Consider the following 13,750-nt stretch of genomic DNA (forward strand, 5'->3'; position numbering starts at 1 on the left):
GTGTATCCGGGTTGCACGTTGCAACTTCGTCAGTTGCACCCGCCACAACCCTCCTGTCTGTAGTGTTATCCGCTAAAAATTGCTTTTTCAGGCGTCACCGTTTGTTAAAAATGCCAGATAAATCACATCAGGCATACTTCCTGCATTAACAGGGTTGCACAAGGTTGCAACATAGAAGATATTGCTTGCCATAAAGATAATGAATTCACCTGAACCTTTTCATATGGAGTGGTTGCGCATGGGTATGACAACGATGGGCGTGAAGCTGGATGAAGGCACACGCGACAGGCTAAAAGAGGCGGCGCACAAAATTGACCGCACGCCGCACTGGCTGATTAAGCAGGCGATTTTTTCCTATCTGGAACGTCTGGAAAATGGCGATGCGCTGCCGGAAATTCCGGCGCTGAACGGCGCTGCCGCTGGCGAAAGCGAAGATGCCGCATTACCGGCGGTTCAGGAAATGCACCAGCCATTCCTTGATTTTGCCGAGCAGATTTTGCCGCAGTCGGTCAGCCGTTCCGCTATTACTGCCGCCTATCGTCGCCCTGAGCCTGAAGCCGTATCCATGCTGCTCGAGCAGGCTCGTTTACCGGCCCCGCTCGGCGAAGCTGCGCTGAAACTGGCCGCTGATATCGCCACTAAACTGCGTAACCAGAAGAGTGCAAATGGCCGCGCCGGTATGGTGCAAAGCCTGTTGCAGGAGTTCTCCCTTTCCTCGCAGGAAGGCGTGGCGCTGATGTGTCTGGCCGAAGCGCTGCTGCGTATTCCTGATAAACCAACGCGTGACGCATTAATCCGCGACAAAATCAGCAACGGTAACTGGCATTCACATCTGGGCCGCAGTCCTTCATTGTTCGTCAATGCCGCTACATGGGGTTTGCTGTTCACCGGTAAACTGGTATCGACACATAACGAAGCCAGCCTGTCGAAATCTCTGAACCGTATTATCGGTAAAAGTGGCGAACCGCTGATCCGCAAAGGCGTCGATATGGCGATGCGTCTGATGGGTGAACAGTTCGTGACCGGCGAAACCATCGCAGAAGCGCTGGCGAACGCCCGCAAGCACGAAGAAAAAGGGTTCCGCTATTCCTACGACATGCTGGGTGAAGCGGCGCTGACCGAAAAAGATGCGCAGGCGTATTTGCAGTCGTATCAGCAGGCGATCAACGCGATCGGCAAAGCCTCTAATGGTCGCGGGATTTATGAAGGCCCCGGTATTTCCATCAAACTTTCCGCCCTGCATCCGCGTTACAGCCGGGCGCAATACGAACGTGTGATGGAAGAATTATACCCGCGCCTGCTTTCCCTGACGTTGCTGGCGCGCAGTTACGATATCGGCATTAACATTGACGCTGAAGAAGCGGATCGTCTGGAAATCTCTCTCGACCTGCTGGAAAAACTCTGCTTCGAACCGGAACTGGCGGGCTGGAATGGCATCGGTTTCGTGATACAGGCTTACCAGAAGCGCTGCCCGATGGTGATTGATTACCTGACTAATCTGGCGCAACGCAGCCGCCGTCGCCTGATGATCCGTCTGGTGAAAGGCGCGTACTGGGACAGCGAAATCAAGCGCGCGCAGGTGGAAGGACTGGAAGATTATCCGGTGTATACCCGCAAGGTTTACACCGACGTTTCTTATCTGGCCTGCGCCCGCAAACTGCTGGCGGTGCCGAACCTGATTTACCCGCAGTTCGCGACGCATAATGCCCATACCGTTGCCGCTATTTATCAGCTGGCCGGCAATAACTATTATCCCGGTCAGTACGAGTTCCAGTGCCTGCACGGCATGGGTGAACCGCTGTACGAGCAGGTTGTCGGCAAGATTTCCGAAGGAAAACTGAACCGCCCTTGCCGTATTTATGCACCGGTCGGCACGCACGAAACGCTGCTGGCATATCTGGTCCGCCGCCTGCTGGAAAACGGCGCGAACACCTCATTCGTTAACCGTATCGCCGATGCCACATTGCCAATCGAAGAACTGGTTGCCGATCCGGTTCTGGCTGTCGAAGCGCTGGCCGCCAGCGAAGGTCAGGTCGGATTGCCGCATCCGCGTATCGCCCTGCCGCGTAACTTGTACGGTGACAAGCGCGTGAATTCCTCCGGTCTGGATATGTCCAGCGAGCACCGTCTGGCTTCCCTTTCCAGCGCCCTGCTGCAAAGCGCCACCCATCCGGTAAAAGCACAACCGATTATTGATGCTCAGACTGACGACGGTGAGTTCCTGCCGGTGATTAACCCGGCACAAAGCAACGATATCGTCGGGTATGTCCGCGAAGCAACGCAAGCTGAAATCAGCCGTGCGCTGGACGCTTCTGCCGCCGCCGGGGCTATCTGGTTTGCGACGCCTCCCGAAGAGCGTGCCGCAATCCTGCAACGCGGTGCAGAATTGATGGAAGCGCAGTTGCAAAACCTTCTAGGCGTGCTGGTGCGCGAAGCCGGAAAGACGTTTAATAACGCCATCGCCGAAGTGCGTGAAGCCGTGGACTTCCTGCATTATTACGCCGGTCAGATCCGTGAAGATTTCGCCAACGACACGCACCGTCCGCTAGGGCCGGTGGTGTGTATCAGCCCGTGGAACTTCCCGCTGGCCATTTTCACCGGTCAGATTGCTGCCGCGCTTGCCGCCGGTAACAGCGTCCTGGCAAAACCTGCGGAACAAACGCCGCTGATTGCGGCATTAGCCGTGGGTATTCTGCATGAAGCCGGTGTTCCGGCTGGCGTATTGCAGTTGCTGCCGGGTCAGGGTGAAACGGTCGGTTCACAGCTGGTGAATGACGAACGCGTGCGTGGCGTGCTGTTTACCGGCTCGACGGATGTTGCGGGTATTCTGCAACGCAATATAGCAGGACGTCTGGATCCGCAAGGGCGCCCGACGCCGCTTATCGCGGAAACCGGCGGTTTGAACGCGATGATTGTCGATTCCTCCGCACTGACCGAACAGGTGGTAACGGATGTGGTCGCATCAGCTTTCGACAGTGCCGGTCAGCGTTGTTCCGCCCTGCGCGTGTTGTGTATTCAGGACGATGTGGCCGATCACACGCTGCAAATGCTGCGCGGTGCCATGGCGGAATGTCGCATGGGTAATCCTGAACGCCTGTGTACCGATATCGGGCCGGTGATCGACGCCGAAGCCAAAGCGGGCATCGAAAAACACATCGATGATATGCGCGCCAAAGGCCGCACCGTATATCAGGCGACGCAGGAATTCACCGCCGATCAGCAGGAATGGGCTCACGGCACTTTTGTGAAACCTACGCTTATCGAACTTGATAGCTTTGATGAGATGAAGAAAGAGATCTTCGGGCCGGTGTTGCACGTGGTGCGTTATGCCCGTCAGGATCTGGATAAGCTGATCGGTCAGATTAATGCGGCCGGTTATGGCCTGACGCTGGGTATTCATACCCGCATCGATGAAACCATTCATCGTGTCACGCAACAGGCGCACGTCGGTAATATGTACGTGAACCGCAACATGGTCGGTGCGGTGGTTGGTGTGCAGCCGTTCGGTGGCGAAGGTTTATCCGGGACCGGACCAAAAGCCGGTGGCCCGCTGTATCTTTATCGCCTGCTGAGCAGCCGTCCGCAGGATGCCGTGCAGCAAACATTGCTGCGCCAGGACAGTGAACTGCCGCTGGATACGTCCGTGCGTGAAGCCCTGCTGGCACCGCACCGCGCGCTGCAAAAATGGGCCACGGAGCAGAAACATCGCGAGGAGCTGGTGGCAGTTTGCGAGCGTTTCGCTCAGACCAGTCAGGGCGGCACATTGCGTACCCTGCCGGGGCCGACCGGCGAGCGCAACACTTACGCATTGCTCCCGCGCGAACGTGTTCTGGCGCTGGCCGATAATCAGGAAGATGCGCTGACTCAGCTGGCGGCAGTTACCGCCACCGGTTGCCGCATTATGTGGCCGGAAGCGCCATTGCAACGTGATCTGTTTAACCTGCTGCCAAAAGCCGTGCAGGAACGCGTTGATTTCACTCAGGACTGGCAGAATGCAGAACCGGTATTCGATGCGGTGATTTATCACGGTGACGCCGATCAGCTGCGCGAACTGTGTCAGACCATCGCCCAGCGTTCCGGCGCGATTATCTCGGTGCAGGGTTTTGCACGCGGTGAGGACAACATCCTGCTGGAACGTCTGCTGCATGAGCGTTCATTAAGCGTGAACACCGCTGCGGCGGGCGGGAACGCGAGCCTGATGACGATCGGCTAAGTCTGACGTGCTCCTTGTGCAAATTATCGCGGAGGGAGCACGATTTTTACGAATGAAAGCTTAACAAGTCCTTTCGGTTTTATTGCCGAGCCATATTCCGGTGCCGATTTGCCAGCCGGTGATGGTGTAGACCGAAAGACGCTCGATGAGTCCGACCGGTAAAACATCCAACGAGATAGTCACCATGCTGATGAGTCCGAGACTGCCCAGAATCAGACTCAGAAGCGCAAATCCCCGCCAGCCATCTTGCTGACGTTTTATCCATCCCGCCGACAGTAAACACAGATTTCCACCCGCAATCGCCAGCACTGCGCCGGTCTGATGAACCGTAATTCCGCCCGTTCCTCCGCCACTGTGAAAAGCAGCGATCATCACGCCGCCGAGCCCATGCAGCAGACCGAATAATACAAACGCGCGTTCTCCCTGCCCTTTAAAAACGGGACGTAATAACCAGCAGGCCAGAAAAAATAATATGCCTTCTGCTGCGAAACCGGCGTTCATCACATTGTGCAGGGGCGAACAAATATCTCTGCCGTCAGGCGTCGCATCGCAGGACGCGATACCCAAATCACTGATGTAATTATGCAGCCAGGAATAAGCCGGACTGCGCCAGCCGGACGCGCTGATATTTTCGGCCAGCAAATAAATCATCCCGCCCGCGGCGAAACACAGCGCCCCGGTTTTATGCCCTTCAGATGACGTTTTCTGCTTTTCAGATGAGATGTGCATGAGAGTCTTAGTGATATCGCGGTGAAGTAATAGTAGCGGAAATTACACGATAAAAGAGGGAGGACAAGTGTCCTCCCTGCGCATGTGAATGTCGGAACCCATCGGGACTGGCCGGAGGTTACTCCTTACTCACCGTATCAAGATACAGCTGACTGCCCGCCACGTTCTGGCTCGCCCCCTTCACGTTGTCACGGATTGCCACCAGCAATTTGCTTTGCAACGCCACCACGAATGGCGAACTTTTTTGCAGCTCACGTTGTAAATCGGCATACAGCGCTTTGCGTTTTTCCGGATCGGATTCTGCGGCTGCGGCTCGCGTCTGTTTGCTGATTTCAGGAATAACCCACTGAATACGCTGAGCCAGCGTTTTCGGGCCATTCGGCACGTTATACGCAAAAGTGCTGGCGTTGGTATTCGGATCCAGATAATCCGCACCCCAGTAGGTGAAGATGGACTGGAATTTGTGCGCCCGCATACGGGTCAGCACATCGCTTTCCACCAACGGATGCACGACTAAATTGATGTCGGCTTTAGCAAAACTGGCCTGTAATGCCTGCGCGATATCAGAATATGGCGGCTGGTTAATGACGATTAAATCAATTTTAGTGCCCGGCGCGATCCCCCCTTTGCTGAGAATGGTTTTGGCTTTCGCCACATCGTATTTGAATGGCTGGTCGTCAATCGCACCGGCCAGACCGTCAGGCAGGAATGTCTGATGGATGCCGTACTGCCCTTTGAGCAGATCAGTCGAAATCCCCTGATAATCCACCAGCCAGCGTGCCGCTTCCCATAACGCCGGATTCGCCAGTGCCGGTTGTGTGGTGTCGCCGACGTTAAACGCCAGATAGAACACTTTTGCCGCCGGGAACTGCGCCACATGCACGCCTTTCTCTTTTTGCAGCGAGCTGAACTGGTCTGCACCCAGGTCATACGCCACGTCAGCATCACCATTAAGCACCAGTAACCGGCGGGTGGACGGGTCGCCGACGTTTTTAAAGAGTACGTTCTCCAGTTTTGCTAAAGGTTTAGCGTTCTGATTACGTTTAAAGATTAAGGCTTCATGCGGCACATAATTACGCACTTCAAACGCACCGCTTCCTGCCGAGCGTGAACGCAGCCAGCTGTTACCGAAATCGTTCTGCTCGACATGTTCTTTCAGCAGTTTGCTGTCAACTATTCCGGCGACGGGCGCGGATAAGATACTCAGCACTAAGCCGCTGCCGATATCCGCAGGCCAGCTAAGCTGCACCTTATCATCACTCAGTTTTTTCAGGTTTCCGTCGACGTTTTCCGGCGTCCAACCCAGTTCTCCCAGAATAAATGACGGGCTTTTATTGAGTTTGACCACGCGGGTAAAGGAGTAAATGACGTCATCTGCGGTCAGCGGATTGCCGCTGGCAAATTTCTGGCCGGGTTTAAGGGTGAAAATCAGGCTATGACCGTCCGGCCCCGGCTGCCAGCTGGCGGCAGCATCGGGACCCAGTTTATCCGGGTGCTGGCGGTCAGAAGCCACCAGTTGCTGATACAGATTCACCAGATTGCCGGAACTGACCGTTTCAAAACTTTCAGCCGGATCCAGGCTGATAATACCTTCGAGCGAACCGGCCACCACCAGCGTATCGGCGGGCGTTGCGGCGTCCACGCGGGTGACCGCCATCATGAGCAAAAATAACAGGGAAGGAACACGGACTTTCATTGAGGTCATACTCCACAGGTGAAAAGGCAATTTTTTCGAGTGTAGAGTGTCGGCGGCACAGCCAGAACCATGAAATAACGCTATGTATTTCAGGAAAATAGATTAAGAGGCGGGAATGGGGAATGACACGAATGGGGTGTGGGGCGCACCGGAATGCGCCTTGCCTTACTGATAGTTCACAATCACCTGATTACTGACTACCCGCAGCGGCGTATTTAGCGCGCCCGCACCGGGCACGAAATACACAAATCTCAGCGGGGAAATCGCGGCCTGACCATAAAATGATTTCGTCATTCCGCCCTCGGCATCCAGTGCAACACAGTGATTCTGCGTATTACATAACTGCACCTGCAATCCCGCCGGTCTTGCGCCGAGCAATTCAACCTTCCAACTGATGCTGGTGATGGTCGCAGAAGTCCGCTGTCTGACCGGTGCGGAATTCGTCGCTGCCAGTGCCGCCGATGACATCATCACGCCACGATTTTGCAGCGTGACGCCGTGGCGGGTGTCAGACCATGAGCCTGTTGCAGCCATCGCAGACAGACTCAGGCTGCCCAGCAGCATTATCACCACGCGGCGCATATTATTCGCCGCCGATGGTAGCAGTCATGCGGATCTGACGGCTGTCGGTCATTTCCAGATTCGACATCACCACGATATTTGGCAACGAGCGGCGCAGGAAGCGCGACAACAGCGGACGCAGCGCGTGATTCACCAACAGAACCGGCGGCGCGCCGAGCATATCCTGACGTTGCAACGCGGCTTCAGATTGCGTCAGCAAGCGGTCTGCCAGACCGGGCTCGAGGCCGCCACCACTTTGCAATGCCTGGAGCAGCAGACGTTCCAGCGAGGTATCGAGGCCGATGACCTGCACTTCGCCATTGCCGGGGAACCATTGCTGCGTGATCGCCCTGCCCAGGGCCACGCGGACCACGGAGGTCAGTTCGTTCGGATCCGGCTGATTCGGTGCGTACTCCGCCAGTGTTTCGACGATGGTACGCATGTCGCGGATCGAGACCCGCTCCGCGAGCAAATTCTGCAACACCTTGTGCATGTTGGTCAGGGAAATGACGCCAGGAATGAAGTCATCCGTCAGCTTCGGCATTTCCTTGGTAACGCGCTCCATCAGTTCCTGCGTTTCCTGACGGCCAAACAGTTCTCTGGCATGCAGGCTGATCAGGTGATTGAGGTGCGTCGCGACCACGGTACTGGCTTCCACCACGGTGAAGCCCTGAATTTGAGCCTGCTCGCGCATGGCCGGTTCAATCCACACCGCCGCCAGTCCGAATGCCGGATCCACCGTCGGTTCGCCCGGCAGTTCACCAATCGCGCTGCCAGGGTTAATCGCCATCCAGCGCCCCGGATGTGCCGTACCGGTGCCGATTTCCACACCTTTCATCAGAATACGGTAGCCCGCAGGCGGTAATTCGAGGTTGTCGCGGATATGAATCACCGGCGGCAGATAGCCCATTTCCTGCGCGAATTTCTTACGGATGCTGCGGATACGTCCGAGCAGCTCACCGTTCTGAGCAAAATCCACCATCGGGATCAGGCGGTAACCCACTTCCATGCCCAGCGGGTCTTCGAGCTGCACGTCCTGCCAGCTGGCTTCAACCATCTGTTTGCCGCTGTCAGCCGTAGCCGGAATGTCTTCTTTCTCCGCAGGTTTTTTCTGCTCCTGACCGCGTGTCCACCACGCCAGCCCCAACAGACCGGCAGTGAACATCAGGAATACCAGGTTTGGCATCCCCGGAACCATACCGAGTAAGCCCAGAACACCGGCACTCAGCATCATCACGCGCGGGTTGCGGAAAAGCTGGGTCACCATTTGCTCGCCGACGTCTTCATTAGTCCCGACGCGCGTCACGATAACACCGGCAGCGGTGGAGATAACCAGCGCAGGGATCTGCGCGACCAGACCGTCACCGATGGTCAGCAGGGTGTAACTTTCAGCGGCATGACCGAGATCCATACCGTGCTGCAATACACCAACCAGCAGGCCGCCGACGACGTTGATGATCATGATCATCAGACCGGCAACAGCGTCACCACGTACAAATTTACTCGCACCGTCCATCGAACCATAGAAGTCCGCTTCCTGCGTGACTTCGCTGCGGCGCTTTTTCGCTTCGTCTTCACCAATCAGTCCGGCGTTAAGATCCGCGTCGATTGCCATCTGTTTACCGGGCATCCCGTCGAGTACGAAACGCGCGCCCACTTCGGCGATACGCCCGGCACCTTTGGTGATAACCATGAAGTTAATCAGCACCAGGATAATAAACACCACGATACCGATGGCGAAGTTGCCGCCGACCAGGAAGTGGCCGAAGGCTTCGATGACCCGCCCTGCCGCCGCGCCGCCGGTGTGACCTTCCATTAAGATCACACGCGTCGAAGCCACGTTCAGCGACAACCGCAGTAAGGTTGAGAACAGCAGAATGGTCGGGAAAGCAGCGAAATCCAGAGTACGCTGGGTGAACATCGCCACCAGCAGCACCATGATGGAAAGTGCGATGTTGAAGGTAAACAGCAAGTCGAGGATAAACGGTGGCAACGGCAGCACCATCATCGACAGGATGATCAGGATAAGAATTGGACCTGCCAGCACCTGCCATTGTCCGGACTTAAAGTTGGCGGGTAAACGCAGTATCGCGGCCAGATTAGCCATGGGTATCACTCTCTCCTGCTGCAAAATCCAGGCCGTCAGGCACTGGCAAATGTTGAGGTTTTTTCGGGATCAGTCCGCCTTCACGCTTCCAGCGTTTGAGCTGATAAACCCAGGCCAGCACTTCTGCCACAGCTGCATATAGTGCCGCCGGGATCTGCTGACCAATGTCACTGTGCCGGTAAAGTGCACGCGCCAGAGGCGGCGCTTCCAGCATCGGAATTTTGTGTTCAGCACCGAGTTCTTTGATACGCAGCGCCACTTCTCCGGCACCTTTCGCCAGAACTTTCGGCGCACTCATTTTGTTTTCGCTGTACTGCAACGCCACCGCGTAGTGCGTCGGGTTGGTGACGATAACGTCGGCTTTCGGCACATCGGCCATCATGCGGCGTTTTGCCATGGCGCGTTGTTGCTGACGAATACGCCCCTTAACGTGCGGGTCGCCTTCCTGACTTTTATGTTCGTCGCGGATATCCTGCTTACTCATGCGCAGCTTTTTCAGGTTGCTCCAGATTTGCCAGAACACGTCGAATCCGACCATCGGCGTCAGCCCGAGTACCACCATCAGCCCGCAGAACACCACCATATTCAGCGCTTCACCGAGCGCTGGGATCGTCGGTTGCGCCAGAAGGCGCATCATGTCCGGCCATTTATGCCACAAATACAAACCGGCGACGGTGCCAACCAGTAACGCTTTCAGGATGGCCTTCAGCAGCTCCGCCAGCACCTGTCCGGAAAATAAACGTTTGAAACCGGCAATCGGATCCATGCGGCTGAATTTGAATTCAAAGGATTTGCCACTGAACAACAGACCGCCGAGCAGTAACGGTGCCGCGAGTGCGATCAGCACCAGACCGCCAATCACCGGCAATAACGCCCAGACGGCGCGACCAAGTAAAGTCGCCATCTGCTGTAAAACCTGACGGTCATCGCTGACCATGCCGTGATCGAATTTCAGCCCCTGAGAAATCATGACGCCAAGTTGTCGCGCCATCGATTCGCCGGACATCCACAACAGCGTTAAACCGCCCCCGAGCATCAGAACGGAGGTCAGTTCGCGCGAACGCGGGATTTGCCCTTCTTCACGTGCTTTTTCAAGCCTGTGTGCGGTGGGGGCCTCACTTTTTTCGAGATCGCTTTCTTCAGCCACCGGCGGTTCCTGTCAGCAGTTACCCGGCGTGCAAAACACAACGGGTACAATTTCAGGGATAGCATGACAAAAGTGGTGAAGTCTGATGGATTGAAAAGCGATATAAAGAGGCGGCTATTCAGCAGATGAATACCAGAATTGAAATTGCGGATAGGGAAAACACCCCTCAGTAAGATACGAAGAGGTGCTTATTGCTCACGTCCGGACACATCAGAAACCTAATGAGTCCAGCAGGTCGTCTACCTGTTCTTGTGAAGCGACCACGCCGACGCCGTTCGCGTCAAGCTGCGGGCCGTTGAGCAGGCTGTCGGTTTCGCGTTTCTGCTTAACCTGTTGTTCAGGGATATTTTCCATCAGCACCATTAACAGCTGATTTTCAATTTCCTGAACCACGGTCATCATGCGTTTGATCACCTGACCGGTCAGATCCTGGAAGTCCTGCGCCATCATGATTTCCATCAGCTGAGCATTGGTGAAACTGGTGTGCTCAGGGATTTCTTTCAGATAGCTGCGGGTGTCTGTCACCAGTTCGCGTGCATCCGACAATTCAATCGGATTTTCAAACCATTCATCCCAACGCTTATCGAGTTTCTTCGCGGCAGATTCAAGTTTGTTCTGACGAGGTTGCGCGGCTTCAACACAGTTCAGGGCGCGCTCGGCGGCCTGCGCTGTCATGGTGACCACATAATCGAGACGATCGCGGGCATCCGGGATCGCTTCGGCTGCCTGAGCAATGGCCTGATCCAGGCCAAGTTCACGCATACTGTCACGCAACATACGGGTCAGTTGCCCAATGCGGGCGATAATATCGCCCGCGGTTGCTGCATCATTTGCAGGCATTGGTATCTCTGCCATAGGTGTGCTCCTACATGCCCAGTTTTTCGAAGATTTTGCCCAGCTTTTCTTCCAGCGTGGCGGCGGTAAATGGTTTTACAACATAACCACTGGCACCGGCCTGAGCGGCTGCAACGATGTTTTCTTTCTTCGCTTCTGCCGTCACCATCAGCACCGGTAATTTAGCCAGTGCGCCATCAGCACGGATGGTTTTGAGCAGATCCAGACCGTCCATATTTGGCATGTTCCAGTCGGATACCACGAAGTCAAAACCGCCGGAACGCAGTTTGTTTAGCGCATCAACGCCGTCTTCCGCTTCTTCAACGTTGTTGAAGCCCAGCTCTTTCAGCAGGTTGCGTACGATACGACGCATGGTAGAGAAGTCGTCTACTACCAGGAATCTCAGATTTGGATCGGCCATGTTTTATCTACTCCTAAGGTTTGCTACCCAGCTCAAGGCTGAAAAATTAAATACGTAATGCCTGACCGGCTGATATTTGTGCCAGCATCCGCTGACTGATTTGGCTAAGATCCACCACTTCGTTTACGCCGCCGGTGGCGATAGCCTCACGAGGCATACCGAAAACCACACAGCTGGCTTCGTTTTGTGCAAGGGTGTAAGCCCCTGCGCGGTGCATCTCGAGCATGCCGGCGGCGCCGTCATTGCCCATTCCCGTCAGGATCACCCCGACGGCATTGCGTCCGGCGAACTGCGCCACCGAACGGAATAACACGTCAACCGACGGGCGATGGCGATTCACCGCCGGACCGTCGTTCAACTTAACCTGATAGTTGGCGCCGCTGCGCGCCAGTTCCATATGCCGGTCGCCCGGTGCGATATAGGCATGCCCCGGCAAAACGCGCTCGCCGTCTTCGGCCTCTTTCACGGTTATCTGACATAACTTGTTCAGACGCTCCGCAAACGAGCGGGTAAAACCCGGTGGCATATGTTGTGTAATCATCAACGCCGGACACGTCGGCGGCAGCGGTTGCAGCACGTGGCGGATAGCCTCGGTGCCACCTGTTGATGACCCGATGGCAATCAGCTTTTCACTGCTCAGCAACGGTGTATGGCTGAGAATCCGCGGCTGTTCGGTATTCACGCTTTTATTCAGACGCGCTTTTGATGCGGTGCGAATTTTGTCGGCAATCATTTCGCTGTAAGCCAGCATGCCTTCGCGGATCCCGAGCTGAGGTTTGGTAACGAAATCAATCGCCCCCAGTTCCAGCGCACGCAGGGTGATTTCTGAACCTTTACCGGTCAGCGACGACACCATAACGACCGGCATCGGGCGCAGACGCATCAGCTTTTCCAGGAAATCCAGGCCGTCCATGCGCGGCATTTCGACATCCAGCGTCAGCACGTCCGGATTGAATTTCTTGATGAGATCGCGCGCCACCAGAGGATCCGGCGCGGTCGCCACCATTTCCATATCCGGATGGCTGTTAATGATTTCAGTCATCAGCTGACGCATTAACGCCGAATCATCGACGCTCAACACTCTGATTTTATTCATTACCTCTCCTTGGCGAGGCCGTAGACAGTCTGGCCGCGCAAATAAAATTCCCGGCTGATTTGGCTGAAGTTTTCGGAGTGTCCGGCAAACATCAGGCCACCCGGTTTAAGTAACGGAACAAATCGGCGTAAAATTTTCTCCTGTGTTTCTTTATCGAAATAAATCATCACATTACGGCAGAAAATTGCATCAAACGGACCGTTCAGCTGCCACTGATTCGCCAGCAAATTCAGTTGCTGGAAAGCCACCATCTGCGCCAGCTCGGGACGCACCCGCACCAGACCGCTGTGAGGGCCGGTGCCTTTGAGGAAAAATTTCTGTAACTGTTGCGGGCTGAGCGTGCGCAGCTCTTCCAGCCGGTAAACACCGGCCGTGGCTTTCTCCAGTACCTGCGTATCAATATCGCTGGCCTGAATACGGCAGCTGGCCATGCGCGGACCGAGCGCTTCGCTTAGCGTCATGGCGATGGAATAAGGCTCCTCACCGGTCGACGCCGCCGTGCTCCAGACACTGTAATTATTCGGGCGTGAACGGGCATGTTCCGCCAGAATCGGAAAGTGATGCGCTTCGCGAAAGAACGCCGTCAGGTTGGTAGTCAGCGCATTAATAAATGCCTGCCACTCCGGACTGTTGCTGTCACTTTCCAGTAACGCCATGTAACTGCCAAAGTCATTCAGGCCGAGGATACGTAACCGCCGGACAAGGCGGTTGTAGACCATTTCACGCTTATGGTCTGCCAGTACAATTCCCGCACGCTGATAGATAAGTTCACTTATCCGGCGGAAATGGGTATCTGACAGCGGTAAACGCTGGATCATCTGAGCCATGATCGAAGTGTTATCAGCACTCATTGGCGAGCCTGGTTGATTCATGGTGCAGCTCCATTAATGGACAGGTGGTATTACGGGTACCCAATTACTCTTCATCCGCTGACTCTTCATCCGGA

Annotated in this window: 10 protein-coding genes; 1 reads left to right on the forward strand and 9 read right to left on the reverse strand. The window is 55.4% G+C overall.

Going from position 1 to position 13,750, the window contains the following annotated elements; genetic code table 11:
* The first annotated feature begins 238 nt into the window (after window positions 1–238).
* On the forward strand, window positions 239–4,213 hold the full coding sequence (gene putA / locus D5398_RS14190; protein WP_120508211.1) for a trifunctional transcriptional regulator/proline dehydrogenase/L-glutamate gamma-semialdehyde dehydrogenase: 3,975 nt from the start codon (window positions 239–241) through the stop codon (window positions 4,211–4,213).
* A gap of 60 nt (window positions 4,214–4,273) precedes the next feature.
* Here putA and D5398_RS14195 read toward each other — a convergent pair whose 3' ends face one another.
* From D5398_RS14195 to cheR, 9 genes are all read right to left on the reverse strand, one after another.
* Window positions 4,274–4,942: a DUF998 domain-containing protein gene (locus D5398_RS14195; RefSeq protein ID WP_120508212.1), complete on the reverse strand. Its 669-nt coding sequence runs from the start codon at window positions 4,940–4,942 to the stop codon at window positions 4,274–4,276.
* Between the two features lie 118 nt (window positions 4,943–5,060).
* A complete protein-coding gene (locus D5398_RS14200) occupies window positions 5,061–6,638 on the reverse strand; it encodes an ABC transporter substrate-binding protein (protein ID WP_120508213.1) in 1,578 nt (525 codons plus the stop codon).
* Window positions 6,639–6,803: 165 nt separating this feature from the next.
* Window positions 6,804–7,220, reverse strand: coding sequence for a flagellar protein FlhE (locus tag D5398_RS14205; RefSeq protein WP_120508214.1), 417 nt, complete (start codon window positions 7,218–7,220; stop codon window positions 6,804–6,806).
* A 1-nt stretch (window position 7,221) separates the two neighbouring features.
* Window positions 7,222–9,306, reverse strand: coding sequence for a flagellar biosynthesis protein FlhA (flhA, locus tag D5398_RS14210; protein ID WP_120508215.1), 2,085 nt, complete (start codon window positions 9,304–9,306; stop codon window positions 7,222–7,224).
* Window positions 9,299–10,453 (reverse strand): flagellar biosynthesis protein FlhB, encoded by a 1,155-nt coding sequence (gene flhB / locus D5398_RS14215; RefSeq protein WP_120508216.1) that lies wholly within the window; start codon window positions 10,451–10,453, stop codon window positions 9,299–9,301. Before flhB ends, flhA begins: the two co-directional genes overlap by 8 nt.
* A 210-nt stretch (window positions 10,454–10,663) precedes the next feature.
* Complete coding sequence (gene cheZ / locus D5398_RS14220; protein ID WP_112291593.1) at window positions 10,664–11,308, reverse strand: protein phosphatase CheZ; 645 nt, start codon at window positions 11,306–11,308, stop codon at window positions 10,664–10,666.
* Between the two features lie 10 nt (window positions 11,309–11,318).
* Window positions 11,319–11,708, reverse strand: a complete 390-nt coding sequence (gene cheY, locus D5398_RS14225; RefSeq protein ID WP_120131074.1) for a chemotaxis response regulator CheY — start codon at window positions 11,706–11,708, stop codon at window positions 11,319–11,321.
* 46 nt (window positions 11,709–11,754) lie between these two features.
* On the reverse strand, window positions 11,755–12,804 hold the full coding sequence (locus D5398_RS14230) for a protein-glutamate methylesterase/protein-glutamine glutaminase (RefSeq protein WP_120131073.1): 1,050 nt from the start codon (window positions 12,802–12,804) through the stop codon (window positions 11,755–11,757).
* The gene (gene cheR, locus D5398_RS14235; protein WP_120508217.1) at window positions 12,804–13,676 is read right to left on the reverse strand and encodes a protein-glutamate O-methyltransferase CheR; all 873 of its coding nucleotides are present in this window, start codon (window positions 13,674–13,676) and stop codon (window positions 12,804–12,806) included. The genes D5398_RS14230 and cheR overlap by 1 nt, the downstream gene beginning before the upstream one ends.
* Window positions 13,677–13,750: the final 74 nt, after the last annotated feature.

Origin of the sequence: Rahnella bruchi (assembly GCF_003614975.1) — a bacterium.
Taxonomy (GTDB): domain Bacteria; phylum Pseudomonadota; class Gammaproteobacteria; order Enterobacterales; family Enterobacteriaceae; genus Rahnella; species Rahnella bruchi.